This is a genomic window from Maribellus sp. CM-23, from assembly GCF_021354595.1.
Taxonomy (GTDB): Bacteria; Bacteroidota; Bacteroidia; order Bacteroidales; family Prolixibacteraceae; genus Draconibacterium.
In genome coordinates, this window is sequence record NZ_JADWYJ010000004.1 from 509,935 (window position 1) to 533,947 (window position 24,013).

A 24,013-nucleotide genomic window follows, 5' to 3' on the forward strand; every position below is an offset into this window, starting at 1 on the left:
ACGAATGAAGATTCTGGTTACAGGAACGGCAGGGTTTATTGGTTTTCACCTGGTAAATAAACTGGTGAAACAAGACGTTGATGTTGTTGGTATCGACAACATCAACGATTATTATTCGCCCGACCTGAAGTTTGCCCGTTTGGCTGAAGCCGGAATTTCAGCGGAAGCTGCCGCTTGGAACAAAAAGGTCGCTAGTTCGAAGTATCCCAATTATTCGTTTGTAAGAATGAAGCTGGAAGATCGCGAACAACTGAACCACCTTTTTGAAACCGAAAAGTTTGACCTGGTTTGTAACCTGGCGGCGCAGGCAGGGGTGCGTTACAGCATCGAAAATCCGCAGGCCTACATCGACAGTAACCTGGTGGGTTTTGCCAACATTTTGGAAGCCTGCCGCCACAACCAAATCAAACATTTGGTGTACGCCAGCTCTTCGAGTGTTTACGGGAATAGTCCGAAAATGCCGCTTTCAACTTCGGATACCGTTGATAATCCCGTCAGTTTGTATGCGGCCACCAAAAAAAGCAACGAGCTGATGGCGCATACCTACAGCCATTTGTATGGTTTCCCAACCACCGGATTGAGGTTTTTTACTGTTTACGGTCCGTGGGGGAGACCCGATATGGCCTATTTTTCCTTCACAAAAAATATCCTGGAGGGGAAATCCATCAAGGTTTTTAACAAGGGCGACTTATACCGCGATTTCACGTACATTGACGATATTGAGGATGGAATCGAAAGAATCCTATTTACACAGCCAAAGGTTCCGTATAAAATTTATAACATCGGGAATTCTACACCGGTGAAACTGATGGATTTTATCCGGATCATTGAAACGACGGTTGGCAGGGAAGCAGCGAAAGAATACCAGGAAATGCAGCCCGGCGATGTTTATAAAACCTTTGCTGATGTGAGCGACCTGGAAAACGATTTTGGCTATTCTCCCGATACTCCGCTCGAAAAAGGAATAGGCGAGTTTGTAAAGTGGTACCGGGACTATTTCCGCTAGTTATCAATACTCAGTTTTATCCCATTTTGCTGGTGAGGAAAAGCAGGTGTTCTTCTCTTCACCGGATCAATATCACTCATTCTCTTAGGCTTTTGCTGAAAGTTTACTAAAAAGTTCCCCAAAAGTAATTCAAGGCTCCCGTTAAACTTATACCTTTAATGCTGCATTTCAGGCAGGTAAATCTGTTTCATATTTATTCAAAATAACGAGGCTGCTTTGTCTGAAATGGGCTGAGAAACTAAATCAAAACATATGAAGAATCTTTTTGCTTTGCTGATCCTTGTGTTGAGCTTGTTTTCGTGTAAGATGGAGAAAAAGGCCGATCCCTGGATTGCAACGGCCCCGGCCGGAAGTCGTTTTGTGGAAATCGATCACCAAGGGGAAACCATTATCCCGAACGGAAGAATACTAACACCAGTCGGCAAAAGCATTGTCGTAGCGCCACATCCGTTTGGCTTAACCATTAGCCCCGACGGACAAACAGCCGTTACGGCCAACTCAGGTACCAGTCCTTTGTCTATCACGATTATCCGGGATATTATGTCTGAAAATCCGGAGGTTCAGCAGGTTCCTCCCGGCCCGTCAACCGACAGGGGAGTGCTGGCATCGGTGTTTATGGGGCTTGCCATTTCAAATGATAATCAAACAGTATATGTGGCAGGAGGGCAGGAGAACTGCATATACCTGTTCGATGTAAAAACCGGGGAGAAAAAGGGGAGTATCGACTGCTCTTTTATAAACGGAGAAATGGATTACAAAGATGGTTATATCGGCGACCTGACCTTATCGAAAGACGGGAAGAAACTCTACGCGGTTGACCAAATCGGATTTCGGATGGTGATTATCAATACCGAAAACGGCACTGTGGAGCACAGTGTTCCGGTGGGGCGTTACCCTTTCGGAATTTGCCTGTCGCCCGATGAAAAAAAGGTTTATGTGGCGAATGTGGGTATGTTTCAGTACAACCTGATTGAAGGAATTACCCCGGAAAACGGACACGAAAAAGCATTGAAATATCCGGCTTTTGCTTATGGCAGCAAAGAGATGAAAGAGGGCTATGAAACCAAAGATAGTTTGAAAGTACACGGACTCGGAGAGATGAATGTCCCGGAAGCATTTTCTGTTTTTACGGTTGATATCAGCGATCCGGAGAAGCCGGAAGTAATTGCCAAAACCAAAACCGGTAACCTGGTGGGCGATTTGGTCGAGGGAATTCCGGCAGTGGGCGGTGCAAGCCCCAACTCACTGGTGGCAACCAACGAGTATGTGTTTGTTACCAATGGAAACAATGACAACGTTTCAGTGATTTCCATCGAAAAAGATACCGTAGTTAATACCATTTACCTGAAACCTGACGAACGCATAAAGCAATTCCGGGGTGTCATTCCGTTTGGCTTGGCTCTTTCGCCCGATCAGCAAAAGCTTTTTGTAGCCTGCTCGGGTATTAACGCTGTTGCTGTGGTGGATGTCGCGAAGCTGAAAGTTGCCGGCTATATTCCAACAGCGTGGTTCCCGGCGAAACTGGAAGTGAGCAACGACGGGAAAAAGCTGATTGTTGCCAATGCCAAAGGATTTGGAAGTGGCCCGAACGGAGGCTCTACTTTTGAGCGGGGACCCGAGGGAAGTTACATTGGCTCGTTAATGAAAGGAACGGTGCAGGTACTGGATATTCCCTCCGACGAGGAGCTGAAACCAATGACCGGAACGGTGATTGCCAATAATTTTACGTTTGAAAAAGCTTCTTCCGAAAAATTTGCTGGACGTAAAAATAACCCGGTGCCCCTTTACCCGGGAGAAAAAGAAAGCCCGATAAAACACATCGTTTTTATTTCGAAAGAAAATCGCACTTACGACGAGGTATTCGGACAGGTTGAAAAAGGAAAGGGGGATGCCGGGCTGGCGCGTTACGGGCGGGGTGTTTCGTTTAAAAACAGCAACGGAACAGACAGTATCAAAAATGCGGATGTGATGGTGAACCACCTGAAAATAGCAGCTGATTTTGCCATTTCCGATAATTTTTATGTGGATTCGGATGTTTCGGCCGACGGACACCGCTGGTTGGTGAACACATATCCGAACGAGTGGACAGAAACTTGTACTGCTGCCAGTTACGGAGGAAACCGTCGTTTTAAATTCAACTCAAATGCTCCCGGAATTTATGCAATGAACGGTGCCGCTGGCGCCATTTATCCCGAAGATTACAACGAAGCAGGTTCTATGTGGGATCACCTGGAACGGAACGAGATTGATTTCTACAACTTTGGGTTTAGCATTATGTTTGAACCGGGGCTGTACAACAAGGATTTTAAGTACGAAGGCATTCGGCATTACATCAATTATCCTTTGCCGCAACCCATTTGGGAGCGGACTTCGAAGCAATACCCAACTTACAATATGGCGATTCCCGACCAGTTCCGGATCGATCAGTTCAAAAGAGAGTTTGAGCAAAAATGGATGAACGGGAGCGATACAATGCCTTCGCTAATTACCGTGATTATTCCCAACGATCACGGGGCTGGAGACCGTCCCGAAGCAGGTTATCCTTTCCGCGAAAGTTACATGGCGGATAACGACCTGGCAGTGGGCCGGATTGTGGAATATCTGTCGCACACGCCGTACTGGGAAAATATGCTGATTGTTATTACCGAAGACGATGCGCAAAACGGTGTGGACCATGTGGACGCTCACCGGAGTGTTTTAATGCTGGTATCTCCGTGGGTAAAACGCGATTATGTAAGTCATGTTCATTACAGTTTTGGCAGTATTTTTAAAACTTTCTGGAACATTCTGGGTATGCCGTACCTGAATCAGTACGATGCCGGCGCCAACGATCTGGCTGATTTCTTCTCTGATACTCCGGATTATACTCCGTACAATGCCTTGCCGGTAGATGTGCGTATTTTTGATCCGCAAAAAGCACTCGATCCGCTGGATGAAAATTTCGACTGGAAAGCGTTGGAAGAAACACCGGTGATGGACAACAAGGAAGACATGATCCGCGACAGCAAAGAGCGTGATGAATATCGACTGGAAAACCGGGAGAAAAAGAAATGATGGCTAAGGAAAGAGTCTTTAATTTAGCGTTTCCGGAGGGGTGTTACGAATAGCTCCGGCTAACTGATTGCGTTTTGATCTTTCCGAAATTGGGGACTTGTTCTATAAATTATTTATTTTGGTGCTTGGTTTATGCATACTACATAAAGGCATTAGAATTTTGGATACAGCATTAAATATTGAACTTCGAAAAGGAAATCCTTCAGCCTATAAAGAGCTGTTTGTTCTGTTGTATCCACGTCTGAAGAGCTACTGCCGGCTGTTTATCAAAGAGGAGGCTGAGGTGGAAGACCTGATTCAGGAGACTTTTATTGCGTTGTGGAATAAACGGGAAAATGTAAGGGAAAATAATTCGATAGAAAGTCTCATTTTTGTGATGGTGAGGAACCGGTGTCTAAATCATTTAAAAAAGGTTAGCCTTGAACAACACCGAGTCGATCTGGAAAACATCACCATAAATGAACTGCAATACCTTTATCAACTCGATTTCTCAGGAAAGGAAGAAAAGAGCATGGAAGAAATGCTGATTGAATCTTTTCGTGAAATAGTTGGCACCTTACCCGATAAAATGAAAGAGGTGTTTATTCAATGTAAAATTGAGGGCAGGCAGCAAAAACAGGTGGCCGAAGAAATGGGAATAAGCCTTAAAACCATAGAAAAGCACATCGCACAGGCGAAATACCATATTCGGAAAGAATTGATAATGCGTCATCCCGAGATGATCCTTGTTATCATGTTGTATTTTAGTTGATGATATCCTTTTTCTGTTTGGTCTGAACAGAAAATTCTTCTGGAAATTATTTTTTTTACTCCGTTAGGTAGGGTTTTGAAAATTTTGTTGTACTCCTATTGAAAACAAGTTTATGAGATCTATTATCCAAAAATATATGGAAGGCCGGGCTAATGAGAAAGAGCAGAAAGAATTGCTGGTCTGGCTTCGCAAAAAAGATTCACGTGTAGATTTTGATAGTCAAAAGTTAGATTGGGAACGAAATCTGAATAGTCAGTATTTTCCCAAGGGTGGAGAAAAGGTTTGGCATGAGATACAGGATCACATGTTAAACGTAAGTTTCGAAGGATGGCAGCATTCCAAAAAAATGTCCTGGATGCTTAAGATTGCTGCCGTCTTTCTTCTTTTGATAGGTCTAAGCACATCCACATGGTTTTTATTAAGAGGGCATGATGGAGGAACTATGTACACTTCAATAATGGCAGACAAAGGGCAGGTTTCGAAAGCTGTTTTGCCCGACGGGTCAATTATCTGGTTGAATTCAGGATCAGAAATTAAGTATAACAACCGGTTTGGAGAGGGTAACCGGTTGGTAGAATTACAGGGAGAGGCCTATTTCAAAGTCACGAAAAATGCTGATCTGCCTTTTTCTGTAAACAACAGCGAGCTTACAGTCCGGGTGTTTGGAACCGCGTTTAATGTAAAGGCGTTTGATAGCGATGATGAAATAGACATTGTTCTGGAAGAAGGAAGTGTGGGGCTGATTCCTTTGGGGGCAAAGAAAGCAGTTTATAATATGGTTCCCGGCCAGCATGCAAATTTTAACAAACTCAACAAAAAATTGCTTGTGAGACATGTTAATACCACGCGTTTTACCTCATGGAAAGAAGGAATTGTGAACATTTTTGATCAGCCGCTTTTTTTGGTAATAGAAAGGCTGGAAAACAGATATAACCAGCATTTTGAGTTGGAAGAAGAGGTGAAAGACATTCACTTTACATTCACTATAAAAAATGAATCACTCTCGGACATTATTAAACTAATGGAAAAAATAGCGCCGGTAAAGGCAGAACAGAAAGAAAATACAATCGTTTTCAGGCTTGATAAAACACAGAAATTAAAATTGCCGTGATATTAATAACCGGAAGTGAGGCAACACTTCCGGCTCAAACTTATCATCGGTAAATGATAAATAATTTATTAACTAAATCGAAGTGAAATTATGAAAAAAATCCGAATTAGGGGAAGCGGTATGCCTCTCACTTGGAAAAAATGTCTAAACATTATGAAACTAACGTTCTTGTTTTTACTCATTGGGTTAATGCAGGTTTCAGCGAGTGTTTACAGCCAAACAACCCGGTTAACCCTCGACATGAAGAAATCGCGTGTTATTGATGTGTTGGATGAAATCGAAAGACAATCTGAGTTTCGTTTTGCCTACAGTACAGAGACGGTAAATACCGAACGACGGGTTACCTTGTCGGTTGATGAAAAGAGTATTGAGGAGGCCCTTGCGATTGTGTTTGAAGGCACCGGTATTCGGTATGTCATCGACGACCGTCACATTGTTCTTTACCAGGATATGGCCGACAACCAGAACAATGCTCAGCAACAGGATCGGGTAACAGGGATTGTAACCGATAAAAATGGTGAACCGCTGCCCGGCGTATCGGTTATTGTGAAAGGAACAGTCAATGGTACAGTTACCAATGCAAACGGAGAATATTCACTGACAAGTGTTACCGAAAACTCGGTTCTCCAGTTTTCATTTATTGGTTTGAAGTCACAGGAGGTTGAAGTGGGCGAAAATACCCGGATCGATATTAGCCTGGAAGAAGATGCGTTTGCAATTGATGAAGTAGTTGCAATTGGCTATGGTACTCAGAAGAAAGTAAACCTGACCGGTTCGATCACTTCTGTAAAAACCGAAGATCTTACAAATATTCCTGCAGGTAGCCTTTCGAACACCATGGCTGGTCGCGCTCCGGGTGTACAGGTAATTGGAAATTCGGGATTGGCTGGTGCAACTTCAACTATTCGGATAAGGGGTGCCTTTCGTGATCCTTTGTTTGTAATTGATAATATAATTTCAGATAAAAGTGATTTTGATGCTTTGGATGCCAACGAAGTGGAAAGCATTAACTTCCTGAAAGACGCGGCAAGTGCAGCAGTTTATGGTTCGCAGGCCGGTAACGGAGTTGTAATTGTAACCACCAAAAAAGGTGCGGTTCAAAAGCCAAAATTCGAATATAAATCTTCTTTCTCCACCTCGCGTACTACGCAACCCATTCAAACGTATACAGCCCAGGAAGAGTTACAATACTTGAATGACAGGGAAATAACACTGGCTACCATTGCAGGTAGAGAGCCCAACATCCCGTACGGGCAGGACGTAATCGATTATTTCGCTGACAAAACCTACGACATTAATGACCTGATCTGGCAGGATCCTAACTCGCAACAGCACAATCTGAGCGTGAACGGTGGATCAGAAGCCATTAGTTATTACATGGCTTTGGGATACCACAAAGAAAATGGTTCGTACCACAATACCGATTACGATCGTTACAACTTTCGTTCGAATGTAACGGCCAATGTCACAAAACGTTTTAAGATAAACCTGAATCTTAGCGGAAATCAGCGTAACTACAATCGTTGGTACTGGCCTTATGATGGTTCCGAAGACCAGGCGGTTGGCGACTGGTTCAGGTCTACATTTAACTGGTCGCGTTTACGTCCGTTTTATGTTGCCGAAGACGGTACTCCTACCAACGATCCGAATGATTATCCTGTGGGTATTGCATCTGGTTTCCATCCTCCTGAGATTATGCTTCACGGTGGTTACCGCGATACCAAATACAGAACGTTGAACGGAATTTTACGTTTTGACCTGGATCTGGGACAATACGTGGATGGACTGAAAACCAGCTTCCAATCGAATATTACTGCCTATGACCGAAATATGAAATCGTTTGTGAAACACAACAAATGGTATGTATTTCAGTCGGCAGGAACAGATAATAAGTTTATTCCCGGCCCTATTGATTTTACCCAAATGGCCGGCCACAGCCTGAGCAATGCTTACGAAAATGTTCAGGAAGATGTAACGCTTAGTACAGAGTATCAGGTTAACTGGTTTCTGAATTACGATAAAACGTTTGGTGATCACGAAATATCGGCTTTGGCAGTTTACGAACAACGGGGCTACAATGGGAAAAATGTTTTCGGAAGGGCCGAACAATTACTCTCGTCATCCATCGACCAGATTTACAATGCTTCTTCCGATACAGAAAGAAGATGGTTTACCGGTTCTGAAGGTGAATCAGCTGCAACATCATGGATTGGCCGTGTAAACTATAGTTATGCCTCGAAATACATTGTCGACTTCTCGTTCCGATACGATGGCAGTTATTTCTTTGCTCCTGAAAATAGGTGGGGATTCTTCCCATCCGTTTCAGCAGCCTGGCGTTTGTCGGAAGAAAAGTTTATGAAAGATATTGCCTGGTTAAGCAACCTGAAATTACGCGGATCGTTTGGTACTACTGGTAATATTAGTCCAATTGGTCCCTGGCGTTGGACCAACAAATACCAGAAAGTGGGCGGTTATGTATTTGGGTCTTCATTTATGGATGGCCTGCAGCCCGGAGCAATGCCAAACTACGACATTACCTGGGAAACGGTTGAAAACTGGGACCTTGGTTTTGATTACGGTTTATTTGATAACAAACTTACCGGTGAATTCAGTGTTTGGGGAAAAACAAGAAAAGATATTCTTGGAGAACGTTTAGGTTCAACACCATCCACATTGGGAGCGAGTTTACCGGCTGTAAACTATGCACAACAGTCATTAAACGGATTTGAAATTTCAGCATCGTACAAAAATAAACTGGGAGAACTTAATTACGAAGTATATGCCAACATGGGTTATACCATTGACAAATGGGATATTTATGACGAAGCCGAAGCATATACCAATGGTACTTACAAAGACAACTGGAGAAGTCGTATCGGACATCCTGATAATCGGGTTTATGGCCTGATCTGTACCGGAATGATTCGTACTCAGGAACAATTGGATGAACTTGTTTCCTCGGGATATACCGTTTACGGGCGTCAGCCAATTATGGGAACCCTAATGTTTGAGGATATTCGTGGTGACAACTATTCGGAAGGTCCTGACGGGAAAATTGACGCCAACGATATGACCTATTTAAGTGACAATGGCGCTCCACGTATCAACTATGGATGGGGAGTTAATCTCGACTGGAAAGGATTTACGGTTAATGCACACTTCCAGGGTGTAGGCGCTTACGACCGTATGGTAGCTACCCGAAACTCAACGGGCGGTGGTGTATTCCAGATTGGTGACAGACCTTATTTCGAAATGTGGGCTCGGGATTACTGGACTCCTGAAAATCCGGATGCAAAACTTCCAAGGGTTTCCGGAGCATGGTTGCAGGCTGAATACGCTGGTACAGCTTCTACCTATTGGATGAAGAACGGAGCTTACATGCGTCTTAAAAACTTAAACATTGGTTACGACCTGCCTTCTCAGTGGTTCTCAAAAATCGGGGTTAGTAAGGTGCAATTGTTTGTCAATGGAACCAACTTGTTTGTCCTCACCGGCTTTAAAGAATACGATCCGGAACAGGCAACGCTTGATTCCTATCCGTTGATGAAAACCTTTACAGGTGGTGTAAATATTAATTTTTAAAATTTACAACAATGAGAAAAACAATATCAAAAAATAAAACTGCAATAAAACTGCTAAGCATCTTTTTTGCCTTGCTTATTGCAACAGGGTGTGGAAATGTGCTCGACGAGGTGGAAGATCTGAGCAACTACCCGGGTGAAGGTACTTTCGACGATATTCAAACTGTACAGGCATACCTGGCCCGTTGTTACAATTTAACGCTTGGCGGTTGGCCCGTAAACGATGGCAACAAAGCCGATGAAAGTGGTAGCATTATTCCTACCGACTGGATTACAACCAGCAACGGAGCCATGAATTACTGGCCTTATTCAAGTATCCGTACTATCAACATTCTTATTCAGGAATTGCCTGAAGGAGCTGTTCCGGAAGACGATAAACCTGCAATTCTTGCACAAGCCAGATTTTTAAGGGCCTACCATTATTTCAAAATGGTGGTGTATCATGGTGGAGTCCCAATTATAAGGGAACCTCAGAGTTTGGAAGATGATCTTATGGTAAGCAGAAACTCTACCAAAGAATGTTTCGATTTTATTATCGAAGACCTTGACTATGCCATTGCCAATCTTCCCAATAAGTATACTGGTTCCGACTTTGGAAGAATTGACAAGGCATCCGCTCTGTCATTCAAAGGCCGTGTATTGCTTTACAAAGCATCGCCACAGTTTAATTCATCGAATCCATATGGAAACGCATATTGGCAGGAAGCATATACAGCCAACAAAACAGCCATTGATTTCTTAAATGCCAATGGTTATGGTTTGCTAGAGGATTATACTTCTATTTTCGAAACAGAAGGGCACAAAGAAAATATCCTTTCAGTAGTTTATAAAGATCCGGTAAAATCAAACGGGCGTGGAGAAAATTCTGTACGTCCGCTTTCTGAAACAAAAAATGCTACCGGTGGAGACCAGCCAATTTGGGCGCTCGCCGAAGCTTATCCTATGCTGGATGGAAAAATGCCCGGTGATCCGACATCAAAATACACGTACGATGTACAAACTTTCTGGAAAGATCGTGATCCGCGTTTTGCCGCTACCTTGGTTTGGAACGGCGAAGTTTACGAGTTAAGCGGAAAATCAGGCCGTCGCCAATACACCATGACAAACATTGCTTCTTCGGTTGATGCTTTTGGTTATGTCATTCAGGGGGAAAGTACTTACCGTACAGGTTTGTTCTGCCGTAAAGGTATTAACGAATCGCTTACGCCAGAATTGGTTGGTACCAACGATTACGACTGGGTGGAGATTCGTTATACCGAAGTACTTTTCAACTACGCAGAATCTGCTAACGAAACCGGTAAATCAGACGTGGCTATTCAGGCTTTGAAAGACATCCGTGAACGTGCAGGTATTGAGCCTGGGACAAACGGAATGTTTGGGCTTAAATCGGGTATGACCAAAGAAGAAGTTCGTGAAGCGCTGCTTCAGGAAAAATACATTGAAATGGTTTTCGAAGGAAAACGTTTCTGGGATCTTCGCCGCCACCGTATGTTAAACCGTATAGATGGAATGCATAAATACGGTATTATGACTATGAAAGTGGAAGACAGAACTTACGACCAGGTAACACCTGACGATGCTGCAAAAGCAAACAAATACGAATGGTTACCTGAAAACTTTACCTACTCGGTTGAAGAATTAATTACTACCGGTCAAACTCAAATGTCAATGCCGGATAAATATTATTTCTTCCCAATCCAGTTGGATAATATTGATAAAGACCCGAACCTGGAACAAAATAAAGATTGGGGCGGTACTTTTAATCCTGAGTTATAGAAATCAATATGAACATTATAAAGGTTGCTCCACTATGGGGCAACCTTTTTTATAATTAACGGAAAACCATGTTACTAATAAACCGAAAGCTATTTTTACCTCTTATCCTCGTTTTTCTTATCCTGATTTCGTGTACACGCAAACCGGTGCAACTGCAAACTGAAACGTTTACACTGGATATCAATCAAAAAGGATTGCTCGTTAAGCTATGTGATACCAACAATAACAATTACTTGGTTCCTGATTTGTCTTCCCCGATTTGTCAAATATCAATTGACGGAAACTATTTCAAGCCCACCCGCCTGACACTAAGAGACGGCTATTTGAGTATTAATTTTGAAGAACAAAACACCCGCCTGAAAATAGCCTGTACAGAAAAGCACAATTACATTACCTTCGAACTTGTCGAACTGAATTCTCCTGAAAAAATTCAAAAGATTGTCTGGGGCCCCTATAACGTCACCTTGGCTGATAAAGTTGGTAAATCGATAGGACTTGCTTATAACAACGATTTTGCAATCGGGTTAATAGGGCTGAACCTGAAGAGCTGTGGTGGCTTTGAATTAATTCCGCGCGAACGTTTTGGAAATGCAGCTCAAAAAACAGAACACGGAGCTGTTTTGCAGGGATTTACCAAAAACCGTTCAGAACAAGTATTGGAGAACAGTTGTTTGCAGGAATTGACACAGGCTGCTCCGGTAAACGATTCCGATTCTACACTCATCGGATCGAAATTTGCTATTTATGGTGTACCCACTGAAAACTTAAAAACATTGATTCCAGAGATTGAACAGCATGAAGGACTACCTTATTTGACCCACAACAATGAGTGGCTAAAGAATACGCTATATGCCACTTCTTCCAAATTTATTATGAGTTTTAACTCCCATAATATTGACGCTTGCTTGGATGTCGCCGAAAAAGCAGGAATTACCTGCATTTATCATCCCGGCATCTTTGAGTCGTGGGGAACTTACCCGGTTCGCGAAAAAGATTTTCCAAACGGATACCAGTCGGTTTTGGAGTGTACACAAAAAGCAAAAGCACGGAACATGACTTTAGGTGCACACACCTTATCGAATCTCCTGACCAAAGACGATCCACTTGTCTCCCCGGTACCACATCCTAACCTGCAACTGGCTGGTGTAACTTCGCTAAAAAAGGCGATTTCGGAAGATGATATTGAAATAATACTTGCGGACCTGCAAATGGCTCCGGCTTATACCAAAGACAAGCTGGACATATCGCCCGAAGAATTAAACGCCAATGAAAATAAAAACCGCGAAACTTTTGCGGTAAAAATTGGAAATGAAATAATTGAATATTCAACAGTAACAAAAAACGGAGAGTTGCTTATAAGCGGGTGTAAACGCGGAGCTTTTGGTACCCAAAAAAGCAGCCACAATGCAGGAGCAAAAGTTGGTCGTCTGGTTTCGCATTATTACAAGGTATTTTTTCCCGATATCAACCTGCAAGATGAGGTAGCCAAAAACCTGGCTCACTTTTTTAACCAGACGAAACTTGAGCGCATCAGTTTCGATGGCATTGAAGGAGCAATGGCAACCGGTCATGGCAGATACTCGTGCGACCGTTTTATAAAAGTCTTTTTCGATCATCTGGAAAACAAAAATATTATCGCCAATTCATCGGATGTAATGCACTACAGCTGGCATTATTTTGCCAACGAAAGCTGGGGCGAACCCTGGTGGGCGAAAAATTTCAGAGAGTCGCAGCTCGATCACCGTTTAAAAGTGCAAAAAGAACTGGAAGAAGACCTGATGCCACGCAAAATGGGGCAATTCAGAATTGATGATAAAACTACATTCAAAGATATACAATGGGTAATGGGGCTTTGTGTCGGTTACGATGCCGGAGTCGATTTTTATATCAGCCCCCAAAGTATTAAGCAGAACCGGGAGGGCGAGGAAATACTGAACGAGATTAAACGATGGGAAAAAGTGCGTTGGGATCAGACTCTTACCGAGGAACAGAAAGAGCAACTTCGCGATCCCTTTAGTTTTTATCAGCTAAATGATTCGGGAAGTAAACCGGAATTGGTGTTTGTGGAATCGTGGGCTCCCGAAACGGGCAAAATTCAGGGCGACAACGACCGCAATACATTACCCGAAACCATTCTGAAAAGAGATTCTGAAACGGTAATCTCACTCGATTATGAGCATATAAACATGCAAAAAGAACCCGGTCAGCCTACTTTTGCTGAATGGGAATTTTACAATGCAGGAAAAAAACAGAAGCTGCAATTTTCCATACGTCTCCCAAAAGAAAGTAAGGAAAACGCAAGTGGAATTTACCTGAAAATAGATGCGGACGTGTGCGCCATCCCTTTCACCCTAAAACCCGGTGAATATGTTACGGCAGAAGCCAACGAACAGGCTGCACATTACTCGGCCGATGGAAAGCTTTTGGCGTCGGAACCGATACCGGAACTTTTTATTGAAAAAGGAAAGAATAGTATACTGTTTGATTATAAAGGAAAAGGCCGCGAAGCCGGACCAAAAATGCTTGTAAATTTTAAAGTACAGAAGTGATTAATAAACTAAAATAGAATGCGATGAAAAAATATATTTTCCATTTAATTGTACTGGTTCTTTTGGCCTCTTGTTCGCAAAAGAATCTGACACTGACCAACAACAATTTTCAAATTGAAATAAACAGTAATGGACAGATTAAAAGTTTATGCGACCGGCAAAAAATGACTGAATATTTTCCGGAAAACCAAATTTCGTATCTATTGTCGCTTCGTGCTGACGGAACCATTGTTCACCCCGACAAACTGGTGTGGAACGAAGATAATACATCCTTACACCTCACTTTTAAGTCCATTAACACCGTGGCACAAATTAAAGTGGAGCAAAAATCCACTCACACCACTTTTGAGTTGCTTAAGATTGAAGGGAATTCAAATCCCGATTTAGCCATTTGGGGACCTTTTGCCACAACCATTAACAAAACTGTGGGCGAATGTGTGGGGGTTGTCCGGAATGATGATTTTGCAATAGGTATTCAGGCCTTAAACATAAAAACATTGGGTGGCTACCCAACGAATGAAGACGATACAGAACCGGCCTACGATATTTTTGCTTCCAGCAATTTGGTAGATATTGGCGATTCTGTAAAAGTGTTGTACCGTGGGCAAACCGCCAAATACACCGAATTTGGGAGTGTGTTACAGGCTTATTGCCGCGACCGAAGTCATGACCGGATAATTCCTGTTTGGAAACATGATAATTATGAAGTACCGGCATTTGATGACGGTGGTTTAACAGGAACTAAAATTGCTCTTTTCGGCTGTGCTGCGTCCAATGCCCTTGAAACCATCGGGAAGGTTGAAATAGAGGAAGGATTACCCCATCCCGAAATTGAAGGAGAATGGGGAAAAACAGCAAACGCCGCTATGGCATCGTATTTAATTCAGTCGTTTTCTGAAGACAATCTCGACCGTGCTATCGAGCTCACCAAAAAAGCCGGTTTAAAATACCTTTATCATGGCGGGCCGTTTAAAAACTGGGGGCATTTCGATTTGCAGGAAAAACCCTTCCCCGACAATTGGGAAAGTATGAAACGCTGTGTGGAGCGTGCTGAAAAGCGGGGCGTGCGCCTGGGATTGCACACGCTTTCGAATTTTATTACGACCAACGATCCGTATGTTACGCCAATTCCCGATCCGCGCCTGGCCAAAGTGGGTAGCAGTAAACTGACTTCGACCATCGACGAAAACGCCACTGAAATTGTAATTGAAGATCCCATGTTTTTCAACCAAATGAAAAACAACAGTCTGCATGCCCTTGTTATCGATAATGAAATTGTCCGTTATGCAAAGGTATCGGAGACCGAACCGTGGACTTTGCTGGATTGTGAGCGCGGTGCTTTCAATACCCAAAAAGATTCACATCAGAAAGGTACTATCATTTCCAAACTAATGGATCATGGCTACAAAACCTTCCTGACCAACAACGAACTTTCGGATGAAATGGCCGTAAAAATCGCTGATTTATTTAATTATACCGGGCTACGTCAGATATCTTTCGATGGCTTGGAAGGCAATTGGTCAACCGGTATGGGACAATATGGCAGAACGCGTTTTGTAAAAAAATGGTACGATAGCCTGAAACCTGAATTGCAGGGTAAAGTAATTAACGATGCCAGCAATCCCGGGCATTATTTCTGGCACATGTTTACCCGTATGAACTGGGGCGAACCCTGGTACGCCGGATTTCGCGAGAGCCAAACCCAATATCGCCTGATGAACCAGGACTTTTACCGCCGTAACCTCATGCCTTGTATGCTGGGATGGTTCAGCATGTCGGAACAGATCAGTCTGGAAGATGTGGAGTGGCTGCTGGCACGAGCTGCCGGATTCGATGCAGGGTTTGCTTTAACCACATCAGAACAAGTTGTAGCGGCCAACGGTCTGGGAGAACAGTTGTTAGAAACCATTGCCATGTGGGAACAACTGCGCCATGCAGGAGCCTTCTCTGCCGAACAGAAAAAATTGATGGAAAACATCAAAAATGAATTTCACCTGGTTCCTGCATCCGAAAACAGCTGGACTTTGTATCAATATAAAATAGACCGTTTTGAGCACAAACAAAAAACGCGTCAACCCGGTGAACCGGTATTTTCGAAATTCGAGTTTGAAAATACCAATGGAAAGCAAGCCCTTCAGTTTATATTGACAGCACCCGACGAAACTGCAATCAGCAATTTGAGTTTCGATATTGATAATTTTAAAAGAGTGGGGCTGGCTGTAAACATTCCGGCAAAACACCATTTAAAGTACGAAGGTGGAGAACATGCAGTCGTTTACTCTCCTACCTGGAACAAAGTGAAAACCGTTGATATTAATGCCGGTAGTTTTGAAGTGGATAACGGAAGTTGCAGCCTGATTTTTGATTGTAAATTTGTTGGGGAAAGCGATTCTCCGGTAAAGCTGGAGTTAAAAACGATAGACGAAGGAGAACTTATAACTCTCTAAATTGATGGAACAATTTGGACAATATTATTACTAAACATAAAAAATATCCAAATAAGAGTTTGACAATGAAATTCAATAAAATCAGTTTCAAATCAATGGTATTCATTGTTTTATTGATGATAATAGTATCCGCCAATATTCAATGTACGCAAAAATCAGAGTTTACAATCGGCAACAATTTTCTGTCACGTACAATCAGTATTGACGGAGGATTACTGCATACCCTGAAATTAGAAAACAAAGTATCGGTAAAAGAGCTGGTTCCGAAAAACAATACCGAATTTCAAATTCGGATTTCAGAAGGGACGGATAAGGAAGGAACCGATGTAATCCTTACTTCGGCAGACTTTAAAGTGAACAAAGTTCTATCAGAAACACCGGAGAAACTGGAATTCCTGTTGATAAATAAAAAACACGATTTGGAAGTTGAGGTGGTCTATGAAATTCAAGCCGGTAATTTTTACATGAACAAGTTTCTCAATATCCGGTCGGGAAAAGAACTGACACTTGAAAGGATTGATGTGGAAACAATACAACTTGACGACATGTACCAGCCCTATCAAATGAAGCAGATTACTGCCTGGGGGCCTTCACAGTGGCGACCGGGTTTAGGGCAGCCGCTTTACACAAAACAATCGGCAACCTTTTGGGGAACAGAATTTCCTGCTTCCTATAACTATGTGGAAAACAATACTGCTTATTGCGGTTATCTGTGGGGAAAAGCAATACAAGCGGGAGAAACGTATTCATCCTATAAATCGGTTTTTGGGGTGGGAGATGATGCTAATTATATTCAGGATACTTTTTTTGATTACATCGACAAAATCCGTATTCGTCCACTGCGTTTGCAAGTACAGTACAACAGCTGGTTCGATTTCGGGCCAGGAGTTGATAAAGAGAAGTTTGCTGCGAGTGTAAAAAAAGTGAGCCAGGAACTGAACGCTTCGCGTAGCGTTGCACCGTTAAGTGCTTTTGTAATTGACGATGGTTGGCAAAATGTAAAAATCGACTGGAGTGATAAGGTCTGGAAAGTGAACAATAAGTTTGATGCTGATTTTACAAGCAGTTTTGAAAACGTTAGGGAGGCTGGTTCCAATTTAGGTTTGTGGTTAAGTCCGGGCTGTAATTTTGGGGCTCGTCCCACAGTGCCGCTTATGCGCGAAAAAGGCTTGGAAGCACTCGACCAGTACATGTCGCTGGCTGGACCACAATACATGCAACTGCTTGAAGACCGCATGGTGGAACTAACAGAAATGGGCGTAAGCTATTTCAAATTAGATGGTTTATTCGGGCATCTGAACCGCCGGGAATTTGATTTTAATGGTGATGATTATGGAGTGCCAACAATGCCTCAACTCGATACCAAAGATTTTAGTCCGGCTGATGAACGTTTGAACGACCCAAAATACGACGAGCTGAAAACCTACTACCTGGTTGCCGGCACAGAGCGATTAATGCAAATTTTCGAGAAACAGCATAAGGTGAATCCTGATGTCTACATCGTCATTTCAAACGGAGCCTACCTCAGCCCATGGTGGTTGCAATACATAGATGCGGTATGGATGATTAACGCCGGCGACGCAGCAGGTGGAAGCAACCGGAACCAGGAGCTTGTGTACCGCGATGGCGTTTATTATGACACCTGGGTTACAGAGAAAACGCAATTTCCGATAAATTCAGTTTTTAACCACGAACCCAAGAAAACCAAGACCGGCGAAAGCAGAGAGCAGTTCAGCGAATACCTGTGGATGAACCTCTCGCGCGGAACTGGTTTTGTCGAGCTGTATATCATTACACAAAACCTGTCGGAAGCCGACTGGGATGTTCTGGCAGACGGACTGAAATGGGTGCGCAAAGTTTTTCCTTATTTCAAATACGCTAAAATGCACGGCGGAAATCCAAAGAAAGGAGAAGTTTATGGTTACACTGGATGGAACGAAAACGGTGGTTATACCTCCTTTCACAATCCTTCTGAAACTGAAGCGCAAACCTATTCATTCACTCTCGGCAGAGCTTTCGGTTTGAATGAAAAGCTGGATAAACTATTTATCTCTTCGCCACTCCCAAATGCCAATGAATTGGTTGGTAAAGCAATATCGGGAGGCGAAAAACTGGAGATTTCCTTACAACCAGGGGAAGTTAAAATTCTTGAATTCAATAAAAACTGAAAAATATTGTAGTGGTCGCTTTTTCCTGAGAATCTGTAAGATTAACCATACGATCTTTTTAAAATAGCAGAACGGGGAGCAGTGAATCTGCTTCCCGAAAAGTGGTTCCAGAGTTTGACGGTTGGTCCTTATAAGCACGAATCGACTTTCCCTCCTGATGAATTCAGGCGGGGTTGCAGTGGTCTAAAGATGACATTTCACTGAGGAGAGGTCCGATATATAATTAATATATATAGTTATCTTTATAGCCTAATTTATCTAACGGCTTTTGAAAAACAGTAAGTCAAATAAGGAGTTAATCATTCAAATTAGAAATGGGAATCGGGTAGCTTTTTACAATATCTACGAACGATACTGCAAAAGGCTTTATGGCTTTGTTTTGAGGTATATAAAAGTGGAGGCCGATGCCGAAGAAATCGTTCAGGAGGTTTTTGTTAAAATCTGGCAGGCACGGAACAAACTTGATGCCTACTCTTCGTTTGAGTCGTTCTTGTTTACCATTGCCTATAACACAACAATCGATCTTCTTCGCAAACGGGTAAACGAAAGAAAATACCTGGAAAACCTTGTTGCTTTGCAGCAAATTCAGGAAGCACCGGATATTCTGGACGAAATTCATTTTAAGGAGTTGGACGACAAACTTAAAAAACTCCTTGATGAACTTACTCCCCGTCAAAAGGAGATATTTCAGTTAAGCCGGGAAGAAGGTTTTTCGCATGAAGAAATTGCCGTAAAACTGGGTATTTCTGTAAACACGGTAAAAAAACACATGGCGAACACACTTTCTTTCTTAAAATCTCACTTCGATTATGGATTGATTATCAGTGGTTTGTTTGCAGATTTGTTTCTCTCGTAAAAAAAAAAGTCATTTTTATATAATCCCAAACTACAGCTTAATCGTATTACTGTAGCAAATGAGCACAAATAATAGAGATTAGGTTGTTAAGTTAGATTAGTTAAAATCTATACCACCCTGTTCTAGGGTGGTATAGCTCTAAAAAAATGACGTTAGAATTACTAAATAAATATCTGCAAAATAAACTGAGCGGAGAGGAGCTGCAGGAAGTGTTGCACTGGATACGCCAGGAAGCATTGACCGAAGACGAGAGAAAACTGGCGTTGGCCGATTGGGAAAATTACCGGGCAGAAGATACTTCGGAGTCTGATACCAAGTTTGTAGGACTTTTTGATCGAATTCAGGACGAAATTGAACGGCGGGAAAAAAAGACCAGGCTTTTACCTGCCGGATGGCTTTTGCGCGCCGCTGCCATTTTGTTATTGCCGGTTCTGGCGGTTTTGTTTTATACGCTTACCGAGAATATATCCATCAAGTCGCAATATACTTCAGCTGCTGCGGATTCTCTTGAGATCATCGCGCCAATTGGTTCCCGCTCAGTTGTTCAGCTTTCTGACGGCTCGCAGGTACACCTGAATTACGGTAGTAAAATCAGGTATCCGCTTTTCTTTTCAGGTGAAACACGTGATGTGGTATTGGAAGGAGAAGGTTTTTTTGAAGTGGCCCACAATCCTGAAAAACCATTTATTGTAAAGGTCGGAGATATAAATGTAAAGGCGCTGGGAACCGAATTTAATGTTTTGGCTTATCCGGAAGATAATGTAATACAAACAACGCTTGTAAACGGAAAGGTTGTGTTGGAACAGAGCGTTGCAGATGGCGAGTCGAAATTAATTGGCAGTATGGTACCCGGGCAACATGTAAAATACAACTGGGAAACGGAGGTAATTTCTTCGTCAAAAGGAAGTGTTGAGAGATACATAGCCTGGAAAGACGGGAAATTGATTTTTGAGGATACACCTATTTCCGAGATGGCTGAAAAGCTCAGTCGTATGTTTAATGTGGATATTGAAGTCGATAAAGAAGTGGAAGACTTCATTTACACCGTAACCTTTATTGACGAACCCTTGTCTCAGATTCTCGATTTAATGACCATTGCAACCCCTGTGAGATACACATCTCTGCCACGAAAAAAGTTACCGAACGGTACTTATTCAAAACAAAAAATAATCATAACAAAAAAAGAATAAATACAGTACCTAACTATAACAAACTATTTGCCTATGAAATGAACGAGCATTTTTAGACCATCAGCTGGTCACTCTGATTATCAATCCAAAAACAACAGGGAAATGCGTCAACATTCCCCTGTCGGGATTAAAATTTAACCCTGTATAACGGTACAGGGCATTAATAACTAATCATTACAAAAATATGAAAAATCTGACTAATTGGTCGGGGGGTGAAAAATTGCCCGGACTGGTAAAATTTTTTCGAATTATGAAGCTAGCGACCTTTTTAATTTTGATGTCAATTGGTTGGGCATTTGCCGGAAAAACCTATTCTCAGGTAAAACTTCTAAACCTGAATATGAACAAGACTACGGTTAAAGAAGTCCTTTCAAAAATTGAAGAGCAAAGCGAGTTTTATTTTATGTATAGCGGTAAACTTATTGATGTTGACCGCGAAATTTCGGTAAATCTCGAAAACCAAAAAATTGATGAAGTTCTGAGTGCCGTGTTTAAAGATACCAATGTAAGCTATGTGATAAAAGACAAGTTTATTGTGTTGACCACCGAGAACGTCGATAATATACTGTCTGTTTCCAGTCAGCAAACTTCCGTTTCAGGTAAAGTGACCGATGAGGCTGGTTTGCCACTTCCGGGGGTAACAGTGCTGATAAAGGGAACTACAAACGGAACAATAACAAATTTTGACGGGGAGTATACCGTCGCCAACATACCTGGTGGTGCCGTTTTGGTTTTTTCTTTTGTAGGAATGGTAACACAGGAAATTCCCGTTGGAACAGAAACTACCATTAACGTAAAAATGGCCACAGATGCCATTGGACTGGAAGAAGTTGTTGCTATTGGATACGGTATACAAAGGAAAGTGAGTTTAACCAATTCTGTTTCGCAGGTTGATGGCGAAACGCTGACAAGACGTCCGGTTGCCAACGTTGAACAGTCGCTTCAGGGATTGGCTGCCGGGGTTACAGTTGTAGACCAGGGTGGACGCCCGGGGGCTTCTGATGTGAACATTCGTATTCGTGGTATTACTTCACTTGGCAGCAGTTCTCCGTTAATTATTGTTGACGGAATTGAGCAACGAATGACGGATATCAACCCGGATGACATCGAAAGCATTTCGGTATTAAAAGATGCCTCTTCAACGGCCATTTATGGTTCGCGTGCTGCCAACGGTGTAATTCTTATCAATACGCGAAGGGCAAAATCAGGCGATGTACAGGTGGCATACCATGGATATTATGGCATTCAAAGAGCCAATAACCGGCCTGAACATATGGGGCTGAGAGATTATTTTGAATTGGAAAATGCTGCCCGGATTAATGCCGGCGGTCAGGCAACTTACAGCGAAGAATATATTAATGAGTATGTGAATGCCACAGACCGCGAACTTTATCCTTTGCCTTTCCCCTGGTTCGATAAAGGAGTAATGCTGAAAAATGCACCGCAACAAAACCATACTCTGTCGTTTAGCGGTGGTAATGAGTTTGTTAGAGCCAGGGCAAGTTTGCGTTACCAGGACATTGACGGTATTGTAAACAATTTCAATGATAAAACCAATGAAGTACGTATAAATACCGACTTCAATCTTTCATCAAAACTTAGCGTTGCGTTCGATATGAACCTTCGTATGTCGGAAGATGTACAGCCATATGCCGGTGTTTACAATGTGTTTAATTACATGTTGCATGCTACCAAATTTTCGGTTCCGCAATACGCAACAGGCGAGTATGGCTTAGGGCCACAGAACAACAACCCGTTGATTTTTTCTGATTTAACTGGGCTTAGTACAGGTAAAAACAATTATTTCATCGGGAAGGTAAAAGCAAATTATGAGATTTTGCCCGGCTTGAAATATACATTTGAATACGGAATCCGCGATTCAAAATCGGAAGGATCGGCTTATCAAAACAAATACCGGAACGAAGACCCGATTACCGGCAGAGTGAGACAGGTTACGCTTAATTCGTTGAATGAATCACGCGGAAGTTTAAAGGAATTGACCTTGTCGCATTTGCTGAATTACGAAAAAACATTCGAAAATCACGAGTTTAGAGTACTGGCCGGATATTCTACCATCGACAACCGTCAGAACAATCTTTCTGCCTATCGTCAGGACTTTTACAACAACGATATTCAATCTTTGGATGCAGGATCAGAAGATAATAAAGACAACTCCGGGAAAAATTCGGAATATGCTTTACGTTCGTATTTCGGACGTTTCAATTATGCGTATGACGACAAGTACCTGTTTGAGGTAAATGCCCGTTACGATGGTTCATCAAGGTTTAGTACCACCAAGCAATATGCTTTCTTCCCATCGTTCTCAGGTGCCTGGAGGATTTCCCAGGAAGATTTCTGGGCCGATATGTCGGAAACTATTAACGAATTTAAAGTTCGCGCTTCGTGGGGCTTAACCGGCAACCAGGCCATCGCCTTGTACGAGTTTTTTCCGGCCTTATCGGTGGTTAGCTATGCCTTTAATGAAACACCGGTTCAGGGTTATACTCCAACTCAGTTTGTGAACGAAGACCTGACCTGGGAAAAAACCAGACAGCTGGATATTGGTATCGACCTGGGATTGTGGAACAGTAAAGTAACGGTTTCTGCCGATTATTACGACAAGTTGACCAAGGACATTCTGTTACGTCTTCCAATTCCTTCAACCATCGGTCTGAATGCTTCATACCAGAATGCCGGATCGGTAAGTAATAAAGGATGGGAACTTGGAGCAACCTATCGCGGGGGAAGAAAATTAACCTATGATATCGGGCTGAATGTAAGCCGGAATAAAAACAGGGTAGAAGACTTAAAATCAACAGGTCCGTACATCAGTGGAAGTGGTGCCAATGTTACAACCATTATCCAGGAAGGGATGGCTATCAATAGCTTGTGGGGATATCGTACCGACGGATTCTTCCAGTCACCTGAAGAAATCGCCAATTACCCTACGTATCAGTCCAATACAAAACCGGGAGATGTTAAATACCTGAATCTTAATGACGATGACAAGATCAATCCCGACGACCGGGCTTTCCTCGGGTATACCTTCCCGCTGACGAACCTGGGTGCAACCATGCGTTTTGCTTACGAAGGGTTCGAACTTTATATGCAGTGGCAGGGTGCTTTTGGGCATACCACGCAATTAGAAGGAGGATTGGCTCACCAGGCAACGTATGAGGCATTCACTCATGCCAACTATGCGGACTACTGGACAGAAACCAATACCGATGCACGTTGGCCAAGACCCATAAAATCGAACCTGAGAAACCTGCAGGCTTCCGACCTGCTAACCATCGACGCTGACTACCTGAGGCTGAAAAACATTATGCTTTCATACAATGTAAAAGCTTCCTGGCTGTCAAAATTGCCTATCAGCAAAGCGCAGCTTTATGTAAATGCAACCAACTTGCTTACGTTCTCGAAACTAAACAAATGGGGACTTGATGCAGAAACTCCTGCCGGAAGAGCGAATTATTATCCGCAGGTTGATTTGTACACCGTTGGTTTGAAGTTAAACTTTTAAG

At 42.7% G+C, this 24,013-nt stretch carries 12 protein-coding genes; all 12 read left to right on the forward strand.

All coding sequences use genetic code 11. The annotated features are described in order from the left end of the window. Window positions 1-4: 4 nt before the first annotated feature. The 12 genes from INQ51_RS15975 (at window position 5) to INQ51_RS16030 (ending at window position 24,012) form a co-directional block, all read left to right on the forward strand. Window positions 5-1,006 carry an NAD-dependent epimerase gene (locus tag INQ51_RS15975; RefSeq protein WP_233378952.1) on the forward strand — a complete coding sequence of 334 codons (1,002 nt, stop codon included), beginning with the start codon at window positions 5-7 and terminating at the stop codon, window positions 1,004-1,006. A gap of 252 nt (window positions 1,007-1,258) precedes the next feature. Next, a complete protein-coding gene (locus INQ51_RS15980; RefSeq protein ID WP_233378953.1) occupies window positions 1,259-4,060 on the forward strand; it encodes a bifunctional YncE family protein/alkaline phosphatase family protein in 2,802 nt (933 codons plus the stop codon). A 160-nt stretch (window positions 4,061-4,220) separates the two neighbouring features. Continuing rightward, on the forward strand, window positions 4,221-4,811 hold the full coding sequence (locus INQ51_RS15985; RefSeq protein ID WP_233378954.1) for an RNA polymerase sigma factor: 591 nt from the start codon (window positions 4,221-4,223) through the stop codon (window positions 4,809-4,811). A 112-nt stretch (window positions 4,812-4,923) separates the two neighbouring features. Continuing rightward, window positions 4,924-5,922: a FecR family protein gene (locus INQ51_RS15990; protein WP_233378955.1), complete on the forward strand. Its 999-nt coding sequence runs from the start codon at window positions 4,924-4,926 to the stop codon at window positions 5,920-5,922. A 153-nt stretch (window positions 5,923-6,075) separates the two neighbouring features. Then, on the forward strand, window positions 6,076-9,504 hold the full coding sequence (locus tag INQ51_RS15995) for a TonB-dependent receptor (RefSeq protein WP_233378956.1): 3,429 nt from the start codon (window positions 6,076-6,078) through the stop codon (window positions 9,502-9,504). 11 nt (window positions 9,505-9,515) lie between these two features. Further along, window positions 9,516-11,279, forward strand: a complete 1,764-nt coding sequence (locus tag INQ51_RS16000; protein WP_233378957.1) for a RagB/SusD family nutrient uptake outer membrane protein — start codon at window positions 9,516-9,518, stop codon at window positions 11,277-11,279. 68 nt (window positions 11,280-11,347) lie between these two features. Continuing rightward, window positions 11,348-13,828, forward strand: coding sequence for a hypothetical protein (locus INQ51_RS16005; RefSeq protein WP_233378958.1), 2,481 nt, complete (start codon window positions 11,348-11,350; stop codon window positions 13,826-13,828). A 23-nt stretch (window positions 13,829-13,851) separates the two neighbouring features. Next, complete coding sequence (locus INQ51_RS16010) at window positions 13,852-16,275, forward strand: sugar phosphate isomerase/epimerase (protein WP_233378959.1); 2,424 nt, start codon at window positions 13,852-13,854, stop codon at window positions 16,273-16,275. Between the two features lie 65 nt (window positions 16,276-16,340). Further along, window positions 16,341-18,443 carry a hypothetical protein gene (locus INQ51_RS16015; RefSeq protein ID WP_233378960.1) on the forward strand — a complete coding sequence of 701 codons (2,103 nt, stop codon included), beginning with the start codon at window positions 16,341-16,343 and terminating at the stop codon, window positions 18,441-18,443. 268 nt (window positions 18,444-18,711) lie between these two features. After that, entirely contained in the window at window positions 18,712-19,299 is a 588-nt protein-coding gene (locus INQ51_RS16020) for an RNA polymerase sigma factor (RefSeq protein WP_233378961.1), read from the forward strand. A gap of 146 nt (window positions 19,300-19,445) precedes the next feature. Further along, on the forward strand, window positions 19,446-20,489 hold the full coding sequence (locus INQ51_RS16025) for a FecR family protein (protein WP_233378962.1): 1,044 nt from the start codon (window positions 19,446-19,448) through the stop codon (window positions 20,487-20,489). Window positions 20,490-20,739: 250 nt separating this feature from the next. Next, window positions 20,740-24,012, forward strand: coding sequence for a TonB-dependent receptor (locus INQ51_RS16030; RefSeq protein WP_233378963.1), 3,273 nt, complete (start codon window positions 20,740-20,742; stop codon window positions 24,010-24,012). The last annotated feature ends 1 nt before the right edge of the window (window position 24,013 follow it).

Coding starts and splice junctions, on each gene's coding strand:
- INQ51_RS15995 (WP_233378956.1), top strand. CDS start 6,076: ATGAAACTAACGTTCTTGTTTTTACTCATTGGGTTAATGCAGGTTTCA.
- INQ51_RS16030 (WP_233378963.1), top strand. CDS start 20,740: ATGAAGCTAGCGACCTTTTTAATTTTGATGTCAATTGGTTGGGCATTT.
- INQ51_RS16000 (WP_233378957.1), top strand. CDS start 9,516: ATGAGAAAAACAATATCAAAAAATAAAACTGCAATAAAACTGCTAAGC.
- INQ51_RS15990 (WP_233378955.1), top strand. CDS start 4,924: ATGAGATCTATTATCCAAAAATATATGGAAGGCCGGGCTAATGAGAAA.
- INQ51_RS16015 (WP_233378960.1), top strand. CDS start 16,341: ATGAAATTCAATAAAATCAGTTTCAAATCAATGGTATTCATTGTTTTA.
- INQ51_RS16025 (WP_233378962.1), top strand. CDS start 19,446: ATGACGTTAGAATTACTAAATAAATATCTGCAAAATAAACTGAGCGGA.
- INQ51_RS15980 (WP_233378953.1), top strand. CDS start 1,259: ATGAAGAATCTTTTTGCTTTGCTGATCCTTGTGTTGAGCTTGTTTTCG.
- INQ51_RS15975 (WP_233378952.1), top strand. CDS start 5: ATGAAGATTCTGGTTACAGGAACGGCAGGGTTTATTGGTTTTCACCTG.
- INQ51_RS16005 (WP_233378958.1), top strand. CDS start 11,348: ATGTTACTAATAAACCGAAAGCTATTTTTACCTCTTATCCTCGTTTTT.
- INQ51_RS16010 (WP_233378959.1), top strand. CDS start 13,852: ATGAAAAAATATATTTTCCATTTAATTGTACTGGTTCTTTTGGCCTCT.